The following is a 24,941-nucleotide window of genomic DNA, read 5'->3' as shown; positions in this document are numbered from 1 at the left end:
TGCCATGAAATGGCTTGGTCTTTGGTGGATAATCGTGGCATTCCCCGTGGACGCTCCAGGACCCCGACCATGACCCGGCCGCTTATCGCCGACATCGATCTCGACGCCCTTCGCCACAATTACCGTCTCGCCCGCGACCTGGCCCCCCACAGCCGGGCCCTGGCGGTGCTCAAGGCGGATGCCTACGGCCATGGTGCCGTGGCCTGCGCCCGTGCCCTGGAGGGCCTGGCCCCGGCCTTCGCCGTGGCCTGCCTCGAGGAGGCGGTGACCCTGCGCGAGGCGGGGATCACTACGCCGATCATGCTGCTCGAGGGGGTCTTCGAGGCCAGCGAACTCGAGCGGGTCGAGGCGCTGGGGCTATGGATGGCGGTACACAGCGACTGGCAGCTGGACGCCCTGCTGGCCCGGCGGCCGGCCCGGCCGATCCCGGTCTGGCTCAAGGTGGATTCGGGCATGCATCGACTCGGCTTTCCCCCCGAGCGGGTCGAGGCGGCCTGGGGGCGTCTGGCGGATGCGCCGGAGCACGCCTGCGACCTGCACCTCATGAGCCACTTCGCCACCGCCGATTCCCTGGATCCGCGCTACTTCCAGCGTCAGATGACGCTGCTGGAGACACTGGCCAGGCGGCTGGGTGCGCCCACCTGCCTGGCCAACTCGCCGGCGACCCTGGCCTGGCCCGAGGCCCATGGCGCCTGGAACCGCCCCGGCGTTATGCTCTACGGCGGCGACCCCCTGGAGGCCTCCAGCGAGGCGAGCCGGCGGCTGAAACCGGTGATGACGCTGCGCTCGCGGCTCATCGCCGTCCGTGAGCTCGCCCCCGGCGAGCCGGTGGGCTATGCCGGGCGCTGGAAGGCGCCTCGGCCTTCGCGGATCGGCGTGGTGGCGGCAGGATACGGCGACGGCTATGACCGCCATGCCGTCGACGGCACCCCGGTCCTGGTCGAGGGGCGCCGCACGGCGATCGCTGGCAAGGTCTCCATGGACATGCTGACGGTCGATATCACCGACATTCCCGAGGCCGGGATCGGCAGCGAGGTGGTGCTCTGGGGGCGTGCCGCCAATGGCGAGGTGCTGTCGGCGGACGAGGTGGCGCGGCACTGCGACACCATCAGCTATACCCTGCTCACAGGGGTGCTGCCGCGGGTGCCGAGGCGGTATCATGGCGGTCTTGATTGACGGACCGCCGCATGTCACGGAAAGACTACCCCAGCTCCTTCGCCCACCCCCGCTTCTGGCCCACCTGGCTGGCCATCGGGGCCATGTATGTCGCCGCCTGGCTGCCCTGGCGGCTCAAGCTATGGACCGGCAAGGGGCTCGGGCTGCTGGTCTGGCGACTGGTGCCGCGCCGCCGGCATATCGTCGAGACCAATCTGCGCTTGTGCTTCCCGGAACTGGATGACGAGCAGCATCGCCGACTGGTGCGCGAGACCTTTATCGCCAACGGCATCGGCGTCCTGGAGACGGCCACCGGCTGGTGTCGCGACCCCGAGCACCTACGCCACCGGGTCACCTTCAAGGGGCAGGAGCACATGGCCCGGGTGCGGGCCGAGGGCAGGGGGGCGCTGATCATCGGCGTGCACTTCTCGACCCTCGACCTGGGCGGCGCCCTGCACTCGCTGTTCTTCCCGGCGGATGCGGTCTACCGGCCCCACAACAACCCGCTCTTCGAGCGCTTCATGACCCGGGCGCGCAACCGCATCTTCGGAACCGCCATCGATCGGCGTGATCTGCGCGGGGTGGTGCGGCGGATCAAGGCGGGCCATGCCGTCTGGTATTCACCGGACCAGGACTTCGGCCGCCATGCCAGCGTCTTCGCCCCCTTCTTCGGCATCGAGACGGCGAGCATCAAGCTCACCGCCAAGATTGCCCGCATGACCGGCGCGCCGGTCATGCCGCTGATGTTCCATCGTAACCCCGACGATCGCACCTATACGCTGGAGTATCTGCCGCCCCTGGAGGACTTCCCCAGCGGCGACGAAGTGGCCGATGCGGCGCGGGTGAACGCCTTCATCGAGGGCGCGATCCGCAAGCATCCCGAGCAGTACCTGTGGCTGCACCGGCGCTTCAAGACGCGCCCGGAAGGTGAGCCCGGGTTCTACTAGCTCCCATGTGCCTGCCCGCAATCGCGGCTTTCCCGGCGGCAGGCTTTCGCGAAGGCGCTGTGAACCCCTCCCTGGGCGCTACATTCGCCATCCATGGCGAATGACCTTCGCTTCAGCCTGCCACCGGCGCCGCTCCGCTGCCCGCCCGTTATGTCCAGAGGGCAAAGAAAACCCCACTGACCAGGCGATCGTGGGGCTTCTTACAGCTTCCAGCTTAAGGCTTACAGCTCTCAAGCATCGATGCGCTTGTACTTCATCCGGTGCGGGGTATCGTTGCCCACGCGCCTGCGGTGATCCTCCTCGTACTCCTGGTAGTTGCCCTCGAAGAACACCACCTTCGATTCGCCCTCGAAGGCGAGGATATGGGTGGCGACGCGGTCGAGGAACCAGCGGTCGTGGGAGATGATCATGGCGCAACCGGGGAAGGCCAGCAGGGCCTCCTCGAGGGCACGCAGGGTCTCGATGTCCAGGTCGTTGGACGGTTCGTCGAGCAGCAGCACGTTGGCGCCCTGCTTGAGGGTCTGGGCCAGCTGCAGCCGGCCGCGCTCGCCGCCCGAGAGGTCCTTGAGGAACTTCTGCTGGTCGTTGCCCTTGAAGTTGAAGCGCCCCACATAGGCCCGTGACGACACCTCGTAGCCGTTGATGTTGAGGATGTCCTGGCCGTCGGAGACCGCTTCCCACACCGTCTGCCTATCGTCGAGGGCGTCGCGCAGCTGCTCGACGTAGGCGATGTCGACGGTCTCGCCGATCACCACCTCGCCGGCGTCCGGCCGCTCGACGCCCTTGATCAGCTTGAACAGGGTCGACTTGCCGGCGCCGTTGCCGCCGACGATGCCGACGATGGCCCCCTTGGGCACGGTGAAGGAGAGGTCCTCGTAGAGCAGCTTGTCATCGAAGGCCTTGGCGACACCGTGGAACTCGATGACCTTGTCGCCCAGGCGCGGGCCGGGCGGAATGTAGATCTCGTTGGTCTCGTTGCGCTTCTGGAAGTCGCCGGACTGCATCTCCTCGAAGCGGTTTAGGCGCGCCTTGCTCTTGGCCTGGCGGCCCTTGGCGTTGCTGCGCACCCACTCCAGCTCCTGCTTGATCGCCTTGTTCTTCGAGGCCTCCTGCTTGGCCTCCCGCTCGAGACGCTGCTCCTTGGCCTCCAGCCAGCCGGAGTAGTTGCCCTCGAAGGGAATGCCCTGGCCGCGGTCGAGCTCGAGGATCCAGCCGGCCACGTTATCGAGGAAGTAGCGGTCGTGGGTGATCGCCACCACGGTGCCGGAGTAGTCGTGCAGGAAGCGCTCCAGCCAGGCCACGGACTCGGCATCCAGGTGGTTGGTGGGCTCGTCGAGCAGCAGCATGTCGGGGCTGGAGAGCAGCAGCCGGCACAGCGCCACGCGACGGCGCTCGCCGCCTGAGAGGTGGCCGACCCGGGCCTCCCAGGGCGGCAGGCGCAGGGCCTCGGCGGCCACCTCGAGCTTGCGCTCGATGTTGTGGGCGTCGGCGGCCTCGATGATGTTCTCGAGCCTGGCCTGCTCGCTGGCCAGGGCGTCGAAGTCGGCATCCGGCTCGGCGTAGGCGGCATAGACGGCGTCGAGCTTCTCCTGGGCCTCCTTGATGGCACCCAGCGCCTCTTCCACGGTCTCGCGGACGTTCTTGTCGTCGTCGAGCTGCGGCTCCTGGGGCAGGTAGCCGACGTTGATGCCCGGCATCGGGCGAGCCTCGCCGTTGTACTCGGTGTCGATCCCGGCCATGATCCGCAGCAGGCTGGACTTGCCGGCACCGTTGAGACCCAGCACGCCGATCTTCGCGCCCGGGAAGAAGGAGAGCGAGATGTCCTTGAGGATCTCGCGCTTGGGGGGCACGACCTTGCCCACCCGGTTCATGGTGTAGACGTAAGAGCCTGTTTGCCCGTGCTTGTCGCCTTTTGCCATCTTAATAACACCTATAGGCTTGTGAATTCATGACTTTAGAAGGTTTTTGAGCGCGTGGCGCAAAATGAAAAAAGTTATTTTATGATTGGCCGACCTATTATTCTTTACTATACTGAGAAAAGTCAAGTTTGGGGTGGGGTGGTCATGGGTTGCAAGGTCGTAGAAATAACGTGCAATGGTGCTAGGAGAAAGGTGCTGGTGCAAGAGCACATGCCTGTTTACTATCCGAATATTTATGTGACTCTTGAGCAGTCGAGTCGGGCATTAAACACACAGCAAAAATATTTAGAGCATATCGGGTTGCTTGAAGACTTCCTAGAGCATGAGTCAATTGATCTGATAAAGCGCTTGGAAGATCGCCCTAAGTCACGCTATTTAAGTGATAGTGAAATTTCACGATTCGTTGCGGACGCTGCATTAAATAAAAAAACTCTGGATAAAAAGTACGCGGATTTGCGTCTTCTACCAGCTGGCTATGAAACGGTAGGTAGAACTCATGCACAGCAACGTCTTGAAGCTGTGCGTGACTATCTCAAGTTTTTGTATGACAAGCTAGGTGACGAAACGACACGAGATGTGGCCGTTGATGATGTTGAGCGACGTTTCAATCGAAAAATAAAGGCCGCCAAGCCTGCCTGGAAGAAGAGAAAAAACGAAGAGATGAAAGGGCTGAGTAATCAGGAGCGTGATCGCTTATTAGAGGTCATGCATCCTGAAAACGCCAAGAGTCCCTTCGCAAATAAATCGCTGAGGCTGCGTAATTATATTATCCTTCTCCTGGGTCTTGAGTCGGGGTTGCGTCGCTCCGAAATGCTTCTGATTAAGCTGAGCGACATTCATTGGCACAGCGGGAAACTCTCAGTTGTCAATCTTGAGGATGAGGAAATCGACCCGCGTGCTCTGGCACCACAATTCAAAACCCACGAACGCATGCTGCAAATGAGTGATGACCTTATCTGGGCGCTACAGGAGTATGTAGACACTCACCGTATCATGACGAAGGGGCCGTCTGAAGCGAAAAAGCATCCTTTTTTGCTCGTATCTCATAGACGAAATGAAGGTAAACCTTTAAGCATCAAAGCGCTGGATGGCGTTTTCCCCCGAGTCGGCAAGGCAGCGCCTGAGCTGGCTCATATTCATCCCCATATTCTGAGGCATGACTCGGTCTACACGATGCTTGAAAGCATGCGTGAAGAGCTTGAAAAGCTCACGCCAGAGGATCGCACAACTCAAGTTCAAAAGACCCTCACTTGGATGTTTGGGTGGAGTCCTGAATCGAACATGCCGGGCCTCTACGGCGCAAAGTTCTGGAAGGAAGAAGCAGATAAAGCAATAAAAAAACGCTCGGAGAAATTCAAGGCAGTCAGGAAGAGTGATGAGGCTGAAATTTTCAAGGGATACGCAGAATGAATATAGCAGCTGCCGCACTTAAAGCACCGACGGAGGACACTCTCGATGCTTGGCTGAATACACCTCGACTTTCCAAATGCGGCGAGTTTTTCACTCCTTCTGAACCGATGTGGCGACCTGATAAGACAGAAAGAGCTATCAATTGGCAAGCCGCACTCGCTTGTGTTCCGTCTGACTGGCAACGCTGGTTACACGCCGCCTTGGCTTACCGCATGGCGGAGGTCACACAGGCATCTATTAAATCAGCTGTTTCAATTCTTTCGCGCGCGGTGCAGGTAGGGCTAGATCCGCTCAATGAGTATCACCTGATCGATTTGCGCGAGCGTTTTTGTATGAGCGATTTTTCCACCCTGGCTAGTTTCATGAAATTTTGGCAAGAATGTGAATCGCTTGAACAGCGACCATCGCAAGTCTTGATTGATGCTTATGACAAACTACCCAGGAAGAAGCGGCCCCAAATCGATGTCATCTTGCGCTTAGATCCTGAACAGGGGCCGTTCACGCAAGTAGAGCAAGACGCCCTACATCAGTGGGCGCATGAGCAGTTATGTCACGGCAATTTAGATCCTGAGCGCTACCTCTATTTGCGTCTGTTGATGACCTACGGGCAGCGTGGTGCGCAACTACGGATGATGGTCTTTAACGACTTTATCAAAACCGAACGGGGCTATCAGGTTCGAATCTTCTGGGCGAAGCAGAAAGATAATGATGCGGGATGGAGAGCAAAGTCCGAGACCTTTAACTTAGATGAAGATCTTTACAATTTCGTGCAGGCCTATCGGTCGATTGTCCTCGCTCGACTTGAGAAGGAATATCCTGGTCGAGCCGATTGGGATAAAGCGATTGAGCATGTGCCACTTTTTTGTCGCAAGCTGGAAAAGAGAGGAGGAGATTTAAAGCTGACCCCCGTCATAGTTGACGAGCCCGATCAAAATGCGTTGGAGCAGGCACCTCAGGCGAAGTTTCATGCTGCCTCTGGAGTTGTATGGTCTTGGCTGTTTCAAATGGAGAGTATGCCTGACTTTCCCATTTCTTCGCGCACCCATCAGCCTCTGAAAATCAGCAATGGCCATCGCTTCAGGCATACACTTGGCACCGATCTTTCGAACGCAGGGCTGGATGAGTGGTCAATTGCCAGCGCATTGATGCATTCTAATACACGGACCGTCCGTAAATACCGAGCGGTATCGGCTGAGTTGATGAAGCTGATTGACGAGAAGATGAGCGATCATCTCGCGCTTGTCGTAAGAGCTTTTACGGGCACCATCGTGACGGACCGAGTTTCGGCCAAAAATGGAGATCGTATAGACCGCCAGATTGAGGATTTGGCCGTCTGCGGTGCCGATACAGTTTGCCACCTGGACGCCCCATTCACTTGTTACGGATGCAGTAAATTTCAGCCACTCTTGGACGCGGATCACAGAGCAGCACTTGAGCGTCTGGAACGTCGTCGGGCGCAGACCATTGCCACGGATAAAACCACGGGTGTGCTCTGGGATCGTGCCATTTTAGCGTGTCGCAAGATAATTATCGATTGCAACGCGCTGCGTGAATCAGGCAAGGTAGGCGGAAATGACGCATGAGTAAGATCATCGATTTTAAACCTCAGAACCACCTTAAGGCCGCCGCGCAACTGAATGCCTTTGTCGCGTGGGCGACAGCCACTCTGCCTAAGGGCGTTCCTAATGAACGGGTTTATGCGGGGATTCGGTGGGATATGGACTCGTGGCATAAGTCGGGAGTTTCCAATTGCGCCTTCACTGCCCATGGATCACCCAGATATGCGAAGGCGAAAGACAAAAAGTATATGCAGCCGCCGTTCATAGATTTCGCCAAGGCTCTAGTTGTTTATTATAGAGTTTTTCTAGGAAAGCAGTCGGTGAAGGGGTACCTCTCCGCTGCCAAGGCTCTTGAGCTTGCCCTGGTCGAATTGTCTGGAACTCGGGACGTGACAAGACTGTCGGCTGCTATCTGCAATAGAGCCTGTGAACATTTCAAAACAAAACATCCTGACTACATTGCATACCAGCTTAGCAAAAATCTCGAACGGATAGTCAAGTTGATGAGGGAGAAAGGGTTGCTTGCCACCCCCTTTCGATGGTCTTCGCCGCTGCGAATGAAGTCCTCAGGTACGCTGAAGGAACAGAGGGCAAATCGCGACAAAAAATTGCCGAGCCGTGAAGCCATTATAGCCTTGGGGGAGTTGTTTAATAACGATCTGACCAGTCCGCTGGACATTATAACTACATCAGCATGTGTCCTCCTGCTCAGCCAGCCTAGTCGCGTCGGTGAGTTGGCCGATATTGAGCGTGATTTTGTGGTGTTTAAAGAGGGTGCTAATGGCGGCCAGCGCATGTTCCTACGATGGTACGCTGAGAAGGGTTTTGGAGCGACGGTTAAGCCAGTTGTGACCGGCATGGAGCCTTCAGTGGAACGTGTCATTGAGCTGGTGGCTCCGATCACTGATGAGGCGCGCCAGTATGCAGCATGGCTCGAAGATCATCCCGATGAATATCCGTCGCATGAAGGTGTGCCCCTGAAAGGCCAAGATGAACCGCTATCGTATGATGAGGCCTGTGCTGCGCTTAAGTTGCAGAGTGGTCGGCTGGTTTCACGGCGACACATTTTTAAGTATAGATTACTCGACTCTTTAGCAAAAAATAAGGCTCTAAGTCCAGGCGCGCAGGCAGTGCTTGACGAGATAAGGGCAGGATGGGATACCAGCAATGGGGAAAAAATTTATGTGAATGGAAAACTGAGCCACTATGTATTTAACGATAAAGCAGTCATTACGTTGCGTAAACTCAATGTGCTAATGCGCGAAAAGTATCTGCCTAAAGACTTTCCGTACACCACATCTGCCGAAGACGGTAAAAATCGCGTAAAGTACCGTGACGCGTTATTTACGGTGCGAACGGGTAGCCTGCCTAATGAGACAAAGAGTGGAGCCAAAATGGCCCATGACTTTGGAGTGGAGATCGCTACCAAACCTTTCCGATTGAGGAAGCAACTAGGAGAGGCTAAGAATGATCAAAATATTTTTGAGCGGCATGGATATGGTAAGCTTAAGGTGAATACGCATGCTTTCCGTCATGAGCTGAATACTGAGATGCACCGAGCAGGACTTTCACAACTGTTGATCGATGCGTTTTCTGGGCGCACTACTATGGGCTCGGTCTACAACCATGAGACCGTCGAAGAACGTACCCAAAGAGTTGCGCAATATCATCCAAAAACGAAGCGAAGTAACGCTGCTCAGCGGCTGGAAAAGGTCAAAACAAGTCAACCATTGAGTCTCAGTGATGTGAGAGATCTCCATGAGGGTGATCAGGATCTAGTCATCCATCAGACCCACGTTGGGATCTGTGTGCACAACTTTGCCTCCGAACCCTGCCCGAAAATGGGGGCCTGCTTGACATGCGGGAAGCTCGGTTGTGTGAAGGGTGATGATGTGAAGCTCGCAAATCTCAAAGAAGAGCGCGCGGACCTTAAGCGCCGCTATGACAAAGCGCTTGATGCCAAGTCTCGCGATATCTTTGGGGCCTCGGAGTGGGTCAAAAAAGTGGGTATGGATCTCTATAAGTGTAACGCGCTGATCCGAACCCTGGAGAATCCCGAACTCGAAAACGGCGACATCGTGTGGAACGTCGATAATGGTTGGACACTTACAAACAATGCCGCAGCAATGGCAGGGCTGATGGACGCCAACGTCATCGAAGCGAAAAATGAGCAGCTGCCGTCGTTGGATGAGTTGTCAGCAATGTTAGACGATATTGAGGTGTAACTGTGGGGCATTTAACTAAGAAAGATGAAGCCAATATCATCAAGCTGATTGAAGAGTGGTCTGGGCCCAAGCTGACTTGGCCTCTCCTGGTTGAGGCCTGCAAAGCCAAGCTCAATATTAGTCGTGCTCGCCAGTCTTTGATGAAGCTGCCAGCAGTAGATATGGCAATGAAGGATCGCAAGGCTGCGCTTAAAGCATCAACTTCGAAGCCGGGCTGGGTTAAGGATATTCAGCAAGCAAATGAGCGTATTGAAAAGCTGACTGAAGCTAATCAGCAGCTCAAAATGGTTAATAAGAAACTTCTTGAGCGCTTCATTATATGGCAGGCCAATGCGGATATGCATGGCGTATCTCAAGCGAAGTTGGATCGACCGCTGGTTCAGTTCAGGAAGTAGCTTGCAAGACGCTTTAGCGACTTGCTTACTTGTAAGCCTAGGAGTATCGGGTGCGGGCTTTCTGGCTCTTCATTGGCGTTGACTAACTTGCCATGTGATAATCTCATTCTATGCATGAGCTTAACGAGTTTTCCGCCACTGGGTGGGGAAGATAAATCTCCATAAGTCCAAGCAATTTTTCTACGAGCTAAAGCTTTGTGAATACTAACACCCATGACTTCCACTACGACTCAGACCTCATCGGCGGCTCACTGATGGTCCGCGAGTGCCGCATCGTGGCGGAGCTGCTGCTGGCCGGTGTCGATGATGCTGCCTGGAGGGCGGCTATCCTCGACGAGAATCGCCTACAGAAGGCGCGGCCGGCGACAGCTAGGCGCATGGCCCAGGCGATCCGCAAACGCCTGGAGCGGCTTCCCCCGGCGTTCTGGCAGGCACTCCACGATGGGGATGACCAACTGGCTAATCAGGTGGCGTTCTGTGCGGCGCTGGCCCGCAACCTGCTGCTGGTGGAGTTCCTGGAGACGGTAGTGGCCGATGCCTTCGTCACCCATGCTGAAACGTTGGAGCCCTATCAATGGGATGACTTCCTTGCCGACCGTGCTCATCGTGACCCGTCTATTGCGGACTGGGCGCCTTCCTCATGCAAAAAGATGGGGCAGGTAGCCTTTCGCATGCTCTCCGAAGTAGGCTTGATGGAGAGTGCGCGTAGCCGTCGGCTACGACCGCTCATGTTGCGGCCCGAGGTGGTGGACCTGCTGGAGCAGCATCATCTGGTGAGGCTACAGAATTGCCTATCCGCCCTGCGCCCGCGCTAAGCCGCTATGGGAACGGGGGGGGGGCGGTAGCGTGCCTGAGCGTCCGGCATCGCCAGCAAAGGCCGCAGCACGTAGAATCATAGGCATCATAAAAAGGATGCCAGACGCAGGGATGAGAGACGTATGTCACCACCTTCGCAGGGGCCGGCCCACCGAGAAGATCCTCAGTTGAAGGATCGCCTCAACCAGATCGCCGAGAAGATCACCAGCCCGGCTTTCCTCTCCGGCCAGGGCCTGGGCAACGAGATCGGCTTCTGGATCTTCGACTATCCCCCCGAGCACGAACTGCAGGTTCGCGAGTACCTCACCTTCCTGGAAGGGGTGCTGGCCCGTCAGCACAGTGACCTGACGGTCGACCACGTCAACCTGCTGCGCGTGCTGCGCGACTACCTTCAGGAACGTGGCTTTCTCGATAAGGCCATCGCCATGCAGCAGGCCAAAGGTGATGCGGCGTTGCTCAAGGCGCTGCGCGGCCCGTTGCACATGGACAAGTTCGCGCCCTTCCTGATCCGACACGCCCTGTCGGACGACCCCGATATCGTTCTGCTGTCAGGCGTGGGTAGCGTCTGGCCGGTGATGCGTGCCCACAGCTTACTCAATGCGCTGCACGGCAGGCTCGGCCACAAGCCGCTGGTGCTCTTCTATCCCGGCAGCTACGACGGCCAGAGCCTGACCCTGTTCAACCAGATCACCAGCAACCACTACTACCGCGCTTTCTCACTGGTGCCCTGAGGGGCCCGCGATCTGTTGGCCAGCCGGCAGCCTTGCTGCCCTGGCAGCCGCTTTGTTGATCGCCTTGGCCCGCCACGGGAGCGAGGCGTTGCCCGTTAAGGAATCGATTGGACATGCGTATCCAGGACCTCTTCCAGAAACCGCTGCACCGCCCCATCAACGGGGTAGTGAAGGCCGACCAGAAGGACCGCGAAACGGTCTACCAGGAGCTCGACGAGTACGTCGTGACCAACGAGCTGGAGAAGCACTTCCGCGCCTTCTTCGAGTCCTACGCCACGCCGCTCAGCGACCCCTCCATCGCCAACCGTGTGGGGGTCTGGATCTCGGGGTTCTTCGGCTCGGGCAAGTCGCACTTCCTCAAGGCGCTGTCGTACCTGCTGGCCAACATCGAGGCCGAGGACGAGGCCGGCAACCACCGCCTCGCTGCCGACTTCTTCGACGAGCATAAGCTCCACGACCCGATGATCCGCGCCGACGTTACCAAGGCGGTACAGCAGCCGGCGGACGTCATCCTGTTCAATATCGACAGCAAGGCGAGCTCCAACGACGGCGGCAACCCGATCCTCAACGTCTTCCTGCGGGTGTTCAACGAGTACCAGGGCTTCAGCGGCGACCACCCGCATATCGCCCACATGGAACGCCACCTGGCCCAGCGCGGCGTGCTGGAGCGCTTCAAGGCGGCCTTCCAGGAGGCTAGCGGCATGGTCTGGGAGGAGGAACGCGACGGCTTCCAGTTCTATCAGGACGATATCGAGCAGGCGATCAGCCAGGCGTTGGATCTCTCGCCCGAGGCCGCCCACAAGTGGTTCGAGGACTCCGAGGAGACCTTCAGCGTCTCCGTGGAGAACTTCTGCCGCTGGGTGAAGGAGTACCTGGACGCCAAGTCTCCGACCCAGCGCATCGTCTTCATGGTCGATGAGGTGGGCCAGTTCATCGGCAGCAACACCCGGCTGATGCTGACCCTGCAGACCCTCACCGAGAACCTCGGCACCATCTGCGGCGGCCGCGCCTGGATCGTAGTCACCTCCCAGGCCGACATGGACGCCGTGCTCGGCGAGATGACCGCCGCCAAGGCCAACGACTTCTCCAAGATCGCTGGGCGTTTCAAGACCCGCCTATCGCTGTCCAGCTCCAACTCCGACGAGGTGATCCGCAAGCGCCTGTTGGCCAAGACGCCCGAGGCCAGCGGCGAGCTGGCCCAGGTGTTCGAGGCCAAGGGCTCGATCCTGCGCAACCAGCTCACCTTCGACCGCTCTGGCCCCACGCTCAAGAACGTCGATGGCGTGGAGAGCTTCGTCGCCAACTACCCCTTCGTGCCGTACCACTTCCAGCTGGTCCAGAAGGTGTTCGAAGAGATCCGCAAGGTCGGCGCCACCGGGGCGCACCTGGCCTACGGCGAGCGCTCCATGCTCGACGCCTTCCAGATGGCCGCCAAGGCCGTGGGCGACCAGGAGGTCGGCGCCCTGGTGCCGATGCACAGCTTCTACCGCGCCGTGGAGGGGTTCCTCGACACCGCGGTCAAGCGCACCATCGACCAGGCCAGCGAGAACGCCGCACTGGACGCCTTCGACGTGGAGATCCTGCGCACCCTGTTCATGATCCGCTACGTGGATCTGGTCAAGGGCACACTCGACAACCTGGTCACGCTCTCCATCACCCGCATCGACGATGACCGCCTGGCGATCCGCGAGCGCCTGGAGGGCACCCTGGCGCGCCTGGAGAAGGAGAGCCTGGTCACCCGCAACGGTGAGGAGTACCTGTTCCTCACCAACGAGGAGCGCGACATCACGCGCAAGATCAAGGCCACCGAGATCACCAGCAGCGACGAGAACAAGCTGCTGGCCGAGATGATCTACAAGGACCGCCTGCGCGACCGCAACAAGTATCGCTACCCGCTCAACAAGACCGACTACACCATCGGCCGCTACCTGGACGGCCACACCATCGACGGTCGCTTTCAGAGCCAGCTGCGCGTCGAGGTGGTCTCGCCGCTGGATATCGACTACGTCCAGAGCTACGCGGCCCAGAGCGGCGAGGCCGGCTGCATCCACCGCAGCAACGAGAACCAGGGCCAGGTGCTGATCCGCCTCGGCGACAACAAGGCCTTCTTCGACGACCTGCGGACCTACCTCAAGACCGAGAAGTTCATCCGTCTGAACGCCGCCTCCGGCGACAGCAGCGTGAAGCGCATCCTCGACGACCGCGGCCGCGAGAACCAGGAGCGGCGCAAGCATCTGCTGGTGCGGCTGGAGGAGATGCTGCTCGACGCCGACGTCTACGCCCTGGGCCAGAAGCTCGATATCAACCGCAGCCAGCTCAGTGCCCGCCTCGACGACGCTTGCCAGTATCTGCTGGAGAACACCTACAGCAAGCTTGGATATCTGCAGGTGCTCACCCCCGACCCCATGCGCGAGCTGCTCGCCGTGATGACCGCCGACGACATCGGTCAGCAGGCCATCGAGCTCGACGGTGAGGAAGGCAACCCCCAGGCGGTGCGCGAGGTGGAGCAGTACATCGGCCTGCACGGCGGCGAGCCGGTGCCGCTCAACCCGCTGCTGGAGCGCTTCAGCAACCGCCCCTTCGGCTGGCCAGAGGAAGAGACCCTGCTGATCCTCGGGCGGCTGTATGCCGCAGGAAGGCTCACCTTCCACACCGCCGGTCCGGCGCTGCCCGGCAAGGAGGCCTTCGAGCTGCTCAACAACAGCCGGCGTCGCGGTGAGGTGCGGATTCAGAAGAAGCGCCAGACCGACGACGCCGTGCTGCGCCAGGTGCGCAACCTCACCAAGGATCTGTTCACCAAGCTCGGGCCCTCCAGCGAAACTGAGCTCTACGCCTTCTACGTCGAGCAGTTCAGCACGTGGAAAAAGGATCTGGAGGCCTACCGCAGCAAGACTGAGGTGGGCCGCTTCCCGGGGCGTGCCGCCATCGACAGCACCCTCAAGGAGGTCGAGCGGCTGCTGCGCATCGACGACAGCTTCGACTTCTTCAAGGCGGTGGCTGACCAGCAGGAGGCTCTGCTCGACCTCGAAGAGGAGTACCGCGACCTCCACGAATTCTTTACCAAGCAGCTGACCACCTGGAAGCAGCTCGACCAGGCGCTGACCCGCTTCCAGCCCAACCGCCCGGCGCTGGAGAAGGAGCCCGAGGCGAAGGCAGCCCTGGCCGAGCTAGACCGCATCTTCGCCTCCGATGCACCCTACGGCATGCTGCAGAAGGTCGCCGGGCTGATTCACACCGTCGATGAGACCAACACCAAGCTGCTGGAACAGAAGCGTGAACACGCCATCGGCCTGATCGACAAGCGCATCGCCCGGGTCAGCGCCGAGATCGTCAAGAGCGGCATCGGCACACCCGAGCTCAGCAACCGACTGCTGCGCCCGCTGCAACTGCTCAAGCCGGACATCGAGGCGGCCAGTAGCATCGCCCAGATTTACCTGCTGCAGGGCGACACCGCCAACGAGCGTGAGCAGGACAGCCTCGACCAGCTCCACCGCGAGCAGCAGGCCGAAGCCGAACGGCAGCGTGCTGGCCGCAAGGTGGTGGACAACGCCGGCAGCCGCGATGGCGACGCCAAGCCCACGGGTGGCACACGCCCCTCACCCGATACCGACACGCCCGCCAGCGAAGTGCGCGAACGCGCTCCAGTGGCAGCCCCCAAGCCGGTCGCCGAGGTCAGCGTCAGCCAGGTGCTCAGCCGCACCCATGAAGGGGTCTACCTGGAGAGCCAGCAGGAGGTCGACGCCTTCCTCGACGCGCTCAAGCGCGAGCTGGAAGACGCCATCCAGGCCAACAAGCGCATTCGCCTGCGCTGAGCGATTTTCCTTGACAATAGAATGCCACTTCGTCAAGCCTGTCCCGTGTCCTAGGACACGGGACACGACGACTTGGTGACAATATGAAAAGTCAAGATATCGGCCTGCTTTTGAAGCTGGTGGCCCTGAGAAGCAGGGAGGGCCCTGGCCCCGATAGTCACGCCGGCAAGGGATCAAAGGCGCTTCCCGATGACTGGCGGGACTGGGCGCTGGATGACGTCGACATCGACTTGCACCAGGACAGCCTGCCTGGGCTCGAAGACGATCTTCTGCTCGCCCGCTATAGCGTGCGGGCCTTGGCCGAAGCAACCGGGATCAGCAAGAGCCAGGTGAGCCTGGCCCTGCAGCGCTGCCTGGAGGTGGGCCTGGTTCGCAAGGATCGCAAGACCGGCGTACCGCGGGCGAATGCCCGCGCCTTGTTCAACTTCATCGTGCATGGAGTGCGCTATGTGTTCCCTGCCAAACCCGGCGAAATTACCCGTGGCATCGCGACGACCTTCGCAGCGCCGGTGCTGGAGGGCCAGCTGTATAGCTCGGGTGAGCTGCCGATGGTGTGGCCGGATGCCCGGGGCAACAGCAAAGGCCAGGCCATCGAGCCGCTGTTCAAGAGTGTTCCCTACGCGGTTCGGCGAGACCCCGAGCTGTACGCCATGTTGGCCCTGGTCGATGCCATTCGACTGGGCCACCCCCGCGAGAGCAAGGTCGCTGCCGAGCGGCTGGCAGAGTATCTGGAGTAAGCGATGAGCCTATTCGACGATCAGCGTGCCATGCTGCGTCAGGTGGCCGAGGCCCTCGGGGCCGAACTGCGCGATCAAGTGGCCTTCGTCGGGGGCTGCACGACCGGGCTGCTGCTCACCGATGCGTTCACCCGCGAGCAGGTGCGCAGCACAGACGACGTGGATCTGATCATCAGCGTCATGACCTACGCGCACCTGCACCGCTTCAAGGATGCGCTGAAGGCCAAGGGGTTCAAGGAGCCCTCCTCGATGGACGAGGAGATGCCCATCTGTGCCATGAAGCTGGGGGAGCTGCGAGTCGATCTGATGCCGGACCATGACGAGGTGCTCGGCTTCAGCAACCACTGGTACCCCTTGGCGCTGAAAACGGCAGAGCCCGTCTCGTTGGGCGGGGATCTCACCATTCGCGTGGTCACGCCGCCGTTGTTCGTCGCCACCAAGCTGGAGGCCTACAAGGGACGCGGCGAGGGTGATCCTTTGTCGAGCCACGACATCGAGGACATCCTCAATCTCGTGGACGGTCGTCCCGAGCTACTCGATGAAGTGCGAGCGGCTGACAGCGCACTCCAGGCCTACATCGCCGCTGAGCTCAGCGAACTCCTCGGCAAGGATGATTTTGGCTATGCCGTGCAGAGCCAGGCCGGCGACCCGGACCGGGAAGCGCTGCTCTTCGAGCGTCTGGAGAGCCTGGTCGGGGAGCGAGGCTGATGCGAGCCAGATGGTTCAGCCAGCAAGGCCGCGATCGAGCCCGCAACAGCGATGCCGCAGCCGTGGGTCAGCTAGACCAGCATCTCCTGGCGGTGTTGGTCGACGGCGCAGAGAAAGGCCCCCGAGGCGCCGAGCTGGCCGGGCACTGGGCCGAAGTCGTTCTGCAAGCGCTGGCTGAGGCATCTGCTCGCTCACCGACGGCGGTTCATGCTTGCCTCAAGCAGGAACAAGCCCAGCTCCGACACGGCTTCCTCCGCGATATCGCCAGCTACTGCATGGTCAGCCTCGACCTGAAGACACTGGCAGCCCAGGTCTGGCACTGCGGCGACTGCCGGGTAGGCCTACGACTCCAGACCGAGACGCGATGGCTGACCACACCGCACATTCTGGCGCAGCAGCCCGGTCTACCGTCCTCACGCTCAAGTCAAGAGCAGGACCGGCAGGAGCATCAGCTGACCCGTTGCCTGAACGCCAAACGTTTCAGAGCCCCCGATTACCACGTTTTCTGGCTGCAGCAGGGCCAAACTGTAGCGCGTCAATCTGGATGAGAAGCCAGCGACAATCTGGATGAGAACCGGGGTGTCGCGGCCCCTTCTCTTTCACCCTTCCTTGCCTGGTGCACAAGGGGTGTCATTCGAGTCCGTGTCGCTGGGCGACACGGGATGGCTGGTCTTGAGTGTCGCGCGCGTTGCCGGTCGCCCGCGTGAGCGCTTGTTGTCCATCGCGGTGCGGCGACGATAGCTGTCGACGTTGAGCTCGAAGAGGGTGGCGTGGTGAACCAGGCGGTCGACGGCGGCCAACGTCATGGCGGGATCGGGGAAGATCTTGCCCCACTCGCCGAACGGCTGGTTGGCGGTGATCAGCAGCGAGCGTTGCTCATAGCGCGCGCTGATCAGCTCGAACAGCACACTGGTCTCGGCCTGGTCCTTGGTGACGTAGGCCAGGTCATCGAGGATCAGCAGGTGGTACTTGTCGAGCTTGGCGATGGCGGCCTCGAGGGTGAGCTCCCGACGGGCCACCTGGAGCCGCTGCACCAGGTCGGTGGTGCGGGTGTAGAGCACCCGATAGCCCGCCTCCACCAGGGCCAGGCCGATGGCCGCCGCCAAATGGCTCTTGCCCCCGCCAGGAGGACCGAACAGGATCAGGTTGGCGCCTTCGTCGAGCCAGCGGTCGCCGCTGGTCAATGCCATCACCTGGGCCTGGGAGACCATCGGCACCGCCGTGAAGTCGAAGCCGTCGAGCGTCTTGCCCGGCGGCAGCCGGGCAGCGGTCAAGTGGCGCTCGAGCCGACGCCGGGCACGTTCGGCGAGCTCGTGTTCGGCGAGGGTGGCCAGCAGCCTCGCCGCCGGCCAGCCCTCCTGATCGGCTTGGTCGGCGAAGCGCGACCACACGGCCTTGATGGTGGGCAGGCGCAGGTCGTTGAGCATCAGGGTGAGCCGCGCGGCGTCGGTCATCGAGGAAGCACTCATGCCACGCCTCCCACCGCCGGACGATCCATCAGCGCGTCATAATCCACCAACGATCCCAGTCGCACCTCGACGTGGGGCAACTCGCTTGGGGCGGGACCGAAGCGTTCCCGCAGCGCGTCGAGGTGCGGCAACTCGCCGGCCTCGAGTAGCGCCTCCAGGTGCTGCGCGAGTGCCGCTTCACAGCCCCGCTCGTGGGCCAAGGCCAGCAGACCGACCATGCAGCGGCAGGCCGGACGGGGGTCACCTCCGGCAAGCAAGGCGTCGAAGGTGCGCCGATAGGCGTCCCGCGGGAACAGCTGGTCGCGGTAGACCAGGTTCAACAGCGCCATCGGCTTACGCCGCAGGGCATGAATGACGTGATGGTAGTTGACCACATGGCCATGCCGGCCGCCGCGCTGGGCGCGCCCGCGGGGCAGGGTCATCAGCGCGCTGCCGCCGATGAACACCTCCAGGCGATCGTCATACAGGCGCACCCGCAGCTGATGGCCAATCAGCCGGGAAGGCACCGAGTAGAACACCTTGCGCAGCGTGAAACCGCCGGAGGACGTCACCCGCACCCGGATCTCCTCGTAGTCCTGGCTACGTTGCCGGGGCAGCGGCTGCAGCATGGCGCGTTCGGCGTCGATGCGGGGCTGATGGCGAGCGTTGCGCCGACTGACCAGTTCATCGATGAAGGCCCGGTAGGCGGTCAGGTCATCGAAGTGGCGTGAGCCGCGCAGCAGCAAGGCATCGCGGATCGCGAGCTTGAGGTGCCCATGGGCACTCTCGATACTGCCGTTCTCGTGGGCCACGCCGGGATTGTTGCGGCTCGGCAGCATGCCGTAGTCCCGGCACAGCGCCTCATAGCGCTGGGTGAGATCATCCTGTGCCGCCTGCTCGAGATTGCGAAAGGCCGCTGACAGGCTGTCGGTGCGGTGCTCGCGCGGGGCGCCGCCGAGTGCCCACAAGGCGTTCTGCAGCCCCTCTGCCAGTGCGACGAAGCTCTCGCCGCCCAGCACCACATGGGCGTGCTGGAAGCCGCCATACACCATCCGGAAGTGGTACAGGCGATGATCCAACGGTCCCTCGGCCACCGTGACCTGCAGGTCGGCCATGTCGGTGAAGTCGGAGAGGCCCAGGCATCCCGGTTCGTGGGTCTGGCGGAAGATGACTTCCTGCTCCGGCCCATGCACCGCGCGCCAGGCACGCACCCGGCGCTCCAGTGTCCGGCGGATACCGTGCTCGAGCTCGGGATGGCGGCGCCGCAATTCCTCGAACAAGGCGACCGACCGCAGCCCTGGTGCCGCTTCCAGCAAGGGAACCACCTCCTCCTCGAAGAGACCGGCCAGCGGATCCGGTCGACGCCGTGTGCGTGGTGCCGCCGTTTGCGACGGCAACCGAGGATCTTCCTCGAGGCGGTAAGCAGTGGCGGTGCTGAACGCGGCCTTGGCAGCGGCGGCGGCGGGACTATCACTACGGCGAAAAGTCATGTAAAGCCTCACTTGGTGATCGGTGATGTGTCGTCCCGGCACGAGGTGATCCTCTTTGGCGAGAAGACCACTCTATGCCGGGTTGGCCGCGATCACCCGGCGGGCTCCCTGAGGGGAGCCCGCCGTCCTTCACTCGCCGAGGTCGCTCGGGCTACGCCCTCACGACCTCGGCGACACAAGGTCTCGGCTTTCTCATCTTGATTGTCGCGTGACTCTCAACTTGATTGTCGCTCTACACCGAACGCCTGTTACTCGCCGCCAAGCGCTGCGAGATGGACAACCTGGAACACCTCGCCACCACCTGCGAGATCGTCGGAGACATCAGTCGTTTCATTCACGCGCTGCAGAAAGAGCGCGGTGCCTCCAACGTCTACCTGGCTTCCCGGGGTGAACGCTTCGCCGACCATCGCCAGGAGCGCATCGAGGAGTGCCTGCAAACCGAACGGATCATGCGCCAGCGCCTGGATGCCCTGGCCAGCGACGGCAGCAGGCCAGCGGCCGGTTCACGGCTACTCGAGCGCATCGCCCGGGTCTGGCATGCCCTGGACAGCCTCGGCGCTCTGCGCCGCCACATCGAGACCCAGGCAATCACCGCCGACGAGGCGACCCTGACCTTCAACCGGCTGATCAGCGGCCTGCTCTCGGTGGTCTTCGACGCCGCAGACACCGCCGGCGACCCGGAGATCACCCATGCCCTGGTGGCCATCTTCCACTTCATGCAGGGCAAGGAGCTGGCCGGCCAGGAACGCGCCTGCGGCGCCATCGGCTTCACCGCCGGTGGCTTCGACACGCTCCACCGCCGACTGCTGCTCCATCTCGTCGACGCCCAGCAGCGCTGCTTCGACACCTTCACCGAGTTCGCCACACCGGAGGCGCGTCGCCACTGGCATGAAGGCCTGCCACCCCGCACCCAGGCCGGCATCCAGCAGTTGCGGGAAATGGCCTGCCACGAGATCCCCCTTGCCACTACCAGCCGCAGTCTCGGCGAGACCTGGTACGAGCTGACCACTCGACGCATCGACGCCATGAAACGGGTGGAGGATGCCCTGGCCGCCGAGCTCTCGGAGATGTGCCGCGGCAAGATCGCCGCTTCACGCCAGCAGATGGCCGATCTCGAGGCCCTGCGTGCCACCCTGGCGTCGAACGATTCACCGCCCCCCGTGTGCCAGCAACTGGTCGACCTGTTCGGCGGCGAACCCTGCCGCGAGTTGGGCACCCTGACCGCCAATGTCGTCGACTCCCGGCTCAATCGCTCGCTGATCGACCTGATGCAGGCCCAGGCCTCGCGGCTTCAGGCCCTCGGCGATGAGCTGGAGAACACCCGCAAGGCACTGCGCGAGCGCAAGCTCGTCGAGCGTGCCAAGGGACTGATCATGGCCCACCAGGAGATGACCGAAGAGGAGGCCTACCGTTTCCTGCGCAAGGCCTCCATGGACCAGTGCAAGAGCATGGCCACCATGGCGCGATCCATTGTCGACCTCTCCGATATCCTGCAGAAACGCCGCGATTGACGCACGGCCCTGGAGCGATCGAAGCGGAGAATCCCGCCGGCAACGCCAGGCAACCTGTGGGACTTAACGCTGATCTACTGCGAAACCCGGTCTTTCGGCCGACTTCATTCGATCTGATTCGTTAAATAACCCGCTATTCGCTCCATCATATCGATAAACTTGACTCGAAATCCGTGTCTCTCGCGACGATCGGTCAAATCCGACCGGCTGCTAGCCCGGATGTTGCATCAGGTGCCGCGATGATCGCGCAGCCAATTGGTTTCACAGGCTTTATCCCGATCGAGCGCCGTACCGGGGTGTACGGTCGAGTGAGGGAGAAAAGCCTGTGGGATCAAGGGGCAAGCGAGGGCGAGAGCAACTTGGTGCAATATTCGGGCTAGACTGCAGAGGATCACCGGTGGCGGAGCATCCGCCACCCTTTCCTTCCCCTGGACCGAGCAGGAGGAGAACATGAAGGATGGAATGACGGCCCGTGGCAGCTGCCTGTGCGGCGCGGTGCAACTGGCCGTGCAGGCCGGCCGACAGAACATCGGGGCCTGTCACTGCCAGATGTGCCGCACCTGGGGCGGTGGCCCCCTGCTGGCCCTGGAGACGGTCACGCGGGTCGAGATGGAGGGCGAGGAGAATATCACCGTCTACGCCTCGTCGGATTGGGCCGAGCGCGGCTTCTGCCGCCACTGCGGCACGCACCTGTTCTACCGGCTGAAGAGCGGTGACCACTACGCGATCCCCGTGGGCCTGGTCGATGGCGGTGAAGCCTGGACCTTCGATACCCAGATCTTCATCGACGAGAAACCGGCCTTCTACACCTTCGCCAACACGACGAAGAACCTGACCGGCCAGGAGGTGTTCGAGGCCTTCCAGGGCGGCAAGGGCGACTGAGCGGGGCGATGCGGGGACCTGGCGGGCCATCCTCCCGACTCGGACACCTCGATGTCCGCCGGGTCCGGCCAGGCGATGTCGGTCCCACCGTCCGCCAGGCCGGGCCCCGCCCGGGGCTTCGCCCTACGCTCGCGTCCTCGATATCGACGACCCGGGCATGATGCTCTTACCTCCTCTCACCGACCTTCCTCCATACTATCGCACTATTTTTCTCATCCAACTTCAGGAGAATATGGGCCGAACCCGCGGGCCATGTCTTTGTTAATTCCTGTTGATACAGAAAGATATCGTCCCCCTATTACCTGTCATCTCTGTTTCCAAAATAGTCGGGGATGTAACCAGACTTTACACCGGCAGGTGGAACGACAATACTTCCCATGGCTCCCGTTGCCGTAATGGCACTACGAAGCGGACACCAGGATGAATGTCCCTCGTAGACTGTCGCTTTTATCCGACGCAGCATCGTCAGCATTATGCGACACCACTTGCCCTTCCATGGCCGACCAGAGGATGTCGCATCAGACCAGGCTGCCCGGATATGAAGAACGTGAAACTATCCATATCACCCTTTTCTCGGTGGCCGACCTGGCGGTTTCAGGATACAGGAAGCAATGATGATGCCGGATACATCACGACGACTGTTGCTGGTGGGAAACAAGTGGCTGTCTCGCGACATCATGCAGGCGATGACGCCCTATGGCTGGTCCATCACCCATTCGGAAACGCCCGAAGAGGCGACGATTCGCTTGTCCGAGAATGACCATCGCGTCGGCGTCATGCTGATAGAATCCAACAGCGCTCGCTACCAGAGATCGATGGAAGAGCTCATCTGTCGGGAAAGAGTGTGCTGGCTTGCCATCCTCGACAGCAGTCTCCTCTCCCATCCCGATACTCGCCTGTTCATCCACCAGGCCCTCTACGCCTATCAAACCCTCCCCTTCGATCCACAAAAGACCCATACCCTGCTCGAATCCGCCCTGGACATGGCCAATATCTCCCCGACGGTCACCATCGGGAGATCCTGGTCGTCCCATCGAGCCAACGAATACGGCATGGTCGGTAATTCCGCCATGACGACACGGCTCTACCAGGCAATCGACAAGATCGCCGCCGTCGAGGCCCCTGTCCTGATCACCGGGGAGTCAGGTACCGGAAAGGAACTGACGGCCCGTGCCATCCATGAGCACTCGACGCGTCGCAGCGGCCCTTTCAACACCATCAACTGCGGCGCCCTGCCGGCGGGCCTGATCCAGTCGGAACTCTTCGGTCATGAGAAGGGGGCCTTCACCGGCGCCAGCCAGAGCAAGGCCGGCATCATCGAATCGACGAGCGGTGGTACCCTCTTCTTCGATGAGATCGGCGATCTTCCGTTGGACATGCAGGTCAATCTGCTACGCTTCCTGGAAAACCATCGGGTGATGCGAGTGGGCGGCTTGAAGGAACGCCCGGTCGACGTTCGCGTACTCGCCGCGACGCACGTCGACCTGGAAAAGGCTGTCAGGGAAGGCCATTTCCGGGAAGACCTCTACCACCGGCTCAATGTCCTTCAGGTCTGCACGCCGGCGCTGAGGGAGCGCCCGGAGGACATCGATCCCCTGGCGAGGTTCTTCTTCCGGAAGTTCTCCCGCGAAAGATCGGCCGGTGTCCGCGGTTTCAGCCGAGAAAGCATGATCGTGATGCGACAGTATGGTTGGCCCGGCAACATCCGCGAGCTCGTCAACCGAGTGCGGCGCGCCATGGTCATGTGTGACCAGCGCCTGATTACCCCCGCGGATCTGGGCCTCGAGCGACGGCAGTGTGCCTTCCGGCATGCCGTGATGCTCGAGCAGGCGCGCGACATCGCCGAACGGGAAGCGATCAGGTCAGCACTGGCACGCAACAAGCACAAGATCCTGCATGCGGCGCGTGAGCTGGGCGTCTCCCGGGTCACTCTCTATCGTCTTATCGAGAAGCACGGCATTGATCGACACAGCGTATCCGTCGATGATGAGGAGGCAGACCAGCCGCCCAGGGTCACACCACTGCCGTCACTCTGACCCCAATGCCGTCTGTCCCAGGTCATGACAACACCAAGCAACAAGGGAACCACCGCATGGCATGCACAGCAAAGCAAGTCGTCTCCGCCACCGGTCTCGTATCGCTACTGGGATGTAGCCTGGCATGGGCCCAGCCAGCACCCCAGGATCAGGGTGGCACACCGGTACAGCCCGTCGGCCAGCGCCCGCCCCCCCAGGAAGCGGCCCCCCCCGAGGTCCAATCCATCCCGGAGATCGGCGGCGTGCTGACGCCCCGGGGGCAACTGGTGCTGGAGCCGGAGTTCCAATACTCCCACACCAGCGTCAATCGCCTGACGTTCCGCGGTGTGGAGATTCTCAGCACCCTGCAGATCGGTGTGCTGACCGCCGATGATATCGACCGGGATACCCTCGGCGCCGCCCTGACCGGTCGCCTGGGGGTCACCGATCGCCTCGAGCTGGAGCTGCGTCTCCCCTATCTCTACCGTCAGGACAAGATTGCAAATGATGTCGAAGAGCCTCCTTTCAGGCTCGAGAGAGAAGAGACCGGCAATGATCTGGGCGATATCGAGGTCGCGGCTCACTACCAACTGAACCGCGGGCTGGACGGCATGCCCTTCTTCGTGGGCAACCTGCGCTACAAGTCCACCACCGGGCAGGGGCCCTTCGATGTCGACCGCGATGCCAACGGCCTCGAGGAAGAGCTGGCCACGGGCTCCGGCTTCCATGCCATCGAGCCGAGCCTGACGGTGCTCTTCCCCTCGGCGCCGGCGGTCTACTTCGCCAACCTGGGCTATCAGTTCCATCTCGAGGACGACGTCAACGAGCCGGTCGGCGATTTCGTGGTCGAGAAGGTCGACCCGGGCGATGCCGCGCGGCTGAGCTTCGGCATGGCCTACTCCATCAACCCCAAGACCTCCTTCACCCTGGGCTACAAGAACGACTTCATCGTCGAGACCGAGACGACCTTCGTCGACCCCGATACCGGGGTCTCGACGACGGAGGATTCCGGAACCCTGAACGTGGGCTCGCTGCTGCTGGGCTGGTCCTACCAGTTCAACCAGGACGCCGCGCTCAACTTGAACCTGGAGCTCGGCGTCACCGACGATGCGCCGGATGCCATGCTGACGTTGAGGGCGCCCTTCGGCATGAATGTCTTCTAAGGCAAGGCCCATTCGGGA

General features: G+C 61.1%; 19 protein-coding genes. 16 read left to right on the top strand and 3 right to left on the bottom strand.

The features are described from left to right. Positions 1 to 69 precede the first annotated feature (69 nt). Together alr and lpxL are read left to right on the top strand one after the other, a co-directional pair. On the top strand, positions 70 to 1,176 hold the full coding sequence (gene alr, locus MKP05_RS04250) for an alanine racemase (RefSeq protein ID WP_240567179.1): 1,107 nt from the start codon (positions 70 to 72) through the stop codon (positions 1,174 to 1,176). An 11-nt stretch (positions 1,177 to 1,187) separates the two neighbouring features. After that, a complete protein-coding gene (gene lpxL, locus MKP05_RS04245) occupies positions 1,188 to 2,102 on the top strand; it encodes an LpxL/LpxP family Kdo(2)-lipid IV(A) lauroyl/palmitoleoyl acyltransferase (protein ID WP_240567178.1) in 915 nt (304 codons plus the stop codon). A 230-nt stretch (positions 2,103 to 2,332) separates the two neighbouring features. On the opposite strand, the gene ettA is transcribed toward lpxL, so the two are convergent. Beyond that, positions 2,333 to 4,021 (bottom strand): energy-dependent translational throttle protein EttA, encoded by a 1,689-nt coding sequence (gene ettA / locus MKP05_RS04240; RefSeq protein ID WP_240567177.1) that lies wholly within the window; start codon positions 4,019 to 4,021, stop codon positions 2,333 to 2,335. A gap of 192 nt (positions 4,022 to 4,213) precedes the next feature. Between ettA and MKP05_RS04235 the strand changes: the two genes are divergently transcribed. The 10 genes from MKP05_RS04235 to MKP05_RS04190 all read left to right on the top strand — a co-directional run bounded on the left by MKP05_RS04235 (position 4,214) and on the right by MKP05_RS04190 (position 16,962). After that, positions 4,214 to 5,431 (top strand): tyrosine-type recombinase/integrase, encoded by a 1,218-nt coding sequence (locus tag MKP05_RS04235; protein ID WP_240567176.1) that lies wholly within the window; start codon positions 4,214 to 4,216, stop codon positions 5,429 to 5,431. Beyond that, complete coding sequence (locus MKP05_RS04230; protein WP_240567175.1) at positions 5,428 to 7,014, top strand: tyrosine-type recombinase/integrase; 1,587 nt, start codon at positions 5,428 to 5,430, stop codon at positions 7,012 to 7,014. Before MKP05_RS04235 ends, MKP05_RS04230 begins: the two co-directional genes overlap by 4 nt. After that, on the top strand, positions 7,011 to 9,215 hold the full coding sequence (locus MKP05_RS04225; RefSeq protein WP_240567174.1) for a hypothetical protein: 2,205 nt from the start codon (positions 7,011 to 7,013) through the stop codon (positions 9,213 to 9,215). The genes MKP05_RS04230 and MKP05_RS04225 overlap by 4 nt, the downstream gene beginning before the upstream one ends. A gap of 2 nt (positions 9,216 to 9,217) precedes the next feature. Then, positions 9,218 to 9,610: a hypothetical protein gene (locus MKP05_RS04220; RefSeq protein ID WP_240567173.1), complete on the top strand. Its 393-nt coding sequence runs from the start codon at positions 9,218 to 9,220 to the stop codon at positions 9,608 to 9,610. A gap of 197 nt (positions 9,611 to 9,807) precedes the next feature. After that, on the top strand, positions 9,808 to 10,425 hold the full coding sequence (locus tag MKP05_RS04215) for a DUF1819 family protein (protein WP_240567172.1): 618 nt from the start codon (positions 9,808 to 9,810) through the stop codon (positions 10,423 to 10,425). Positions 10,426 to 10,548: 123 nt separating this feature from the next. Further along, positions 10,549 to 11,157, top strand: coding sequence for a DUF1788 domain-containing protein (locus MKP05_RS04210; RefSeq protein WP_240567171.1), 609 nt, complete (start codon positions 10,549 to 10,551; stop codon positions 11,155 to 11,157). A 113-nt stretch (positions 11,158 to 11,270) separates the two neighbouring features. After that, positions 11,271 to 14,969, top strand: a complete 3,699-nt coding sequence (gene brxC, locus MKP05_RS04205) for a BREX system P-loop protein BrxC (RefSeq protein WP_240567170.1) — start codon at positions 11,271 to 11,273, stop codon at positions 14,967 to 14,969. Between the two features lie 83 nt (positions 14,970 to 15,052). Next, positions 15,053 to 15,706 (top strand): MarR family transcriptional regulator, encoded by a 654-nt coding sequence (locus tag MKP05_RS04200; RefSeq protein WP_240567169.1) that lies wholly within the window; start codon positions 15,053 to 15,055, stop codon positions 15,704 to 15,706. Between the two features lie 3 nt (positions 15,707 to 15,709). Continuing rightward, positions 15,710 to 16,414: a hypothetical protein gene (locus MKP05_RS04195; protein ID WP_240567168.1), complete on the top strand. Its 705-nt coding sequence runs from the start codon at positions 15,710 to 15,712 to the stop codon at positions 16,412 to 16,414. Beyond that, entirely contained in the window at positions 16,414 to 16,962 is a 549-nt protein-coding gene (locus tag MKP05_RS04190) for a hypothetical protein (protein ID WP_240567167.1), read from the top strand. Before MKP05_RS04195 ends, MKP05_RS04190 begins: the two co-directional genes overlap by 1 nt. Before the next feature lie 51 nt (positions 16,963 to 17,013). Here the strand turns inward: MKP05_RS04190 and istB are convergent, their stop codons facing one another. After that, entirely contained in the window at positions 17,014 to 17,883 is an 870-nt protein-coding gene (gene istB / locus MKP05_RS04185; RefSeq protein ID WP_240567166.1) for an IS21-like element helper ATPase IstB, read from the bottom strand. Next, positions 17,880 to 19,394, bottom strand: a complete 1,515-nt coding sequence (istA, locus tag MKP05_RS04180; RefSeq protein WP_240567165.1) for an IS21 family transposase — start codon at positions 19,392 to 19,394, stop codon at positions 17,880 to 17,882. The genes istB and istA overlap by 4 nt, the downstream gene beginning before the upstream one ends. A gap of 182 nt (positions 19,395 to 19,576) precedes the next feature. Here istA and MKP05_RS04175 point away from each other — a divergent pair, with 182 nt between their 5' ends. From MKP05_RS04175 to MKP05_RS04160, 4 genes are all read left to right on the top strand, one after another. Next, a complete protein-coding gene (locus MKP05_RS04175; protein ID WP_338072337.1) occupies positions 19,577 to 20,863 on the top strand; it encodes a nitrate- and nitrite sensing domain-containing protein in 1,287 nt (428 codons plus the stop codon). A gap of 450 nt (positions 20,864 to 21,313) precedes the next feature. Further along, on the top strand, positions 21,314 to 21,745 hold the full coding sequence (locus tag MKP05_RS04170; protein ID WP_110283401.1) for a GFA family protein: 432 nt from the start codon (positions 21,314 to 21,316) through the stop codon (positions 21,743 to 21,745). 611 nt (positions 21,746 to 22,356) lie between these two features. Further along, entirely contained in the window at positions 22,357 to 23,781 is a 1,425-nt protein-coding gene (locus MKP05_RS04165; protein ID WP_240567164.1) for a sigma-54 dependent transcriptional regulator, read from the top strand. A gap of 56 nt (positions 23,782 to 23,837) precedes the next feature. Beyond that, on the top strand, positions 23,838 to 24,923 hold the full coding sequence (locus MKP05_RS04160; protein ID WP_240567163.1) for a DUF481 domain-containing protein: 1,086 nt from the start codon (positions 23,838 to 23,840) through the stop codon (positions 24,921 to 24,923). Positions 24,924 to 24,941 lie beyond the last annotated feature (18 nt).

This window comes from Halomonas flagellata (genome assembly GCF_022487945.1).
GTDB lineage: Bacteria > Pseudomonadota > Gammaproteobacteria > Pseudomonadales > Halomonadaceae > Halomonas > Halomonas flagellata.
This window is presented reverse-complemented; position numbering and strand designations above follow the sequence as displayed.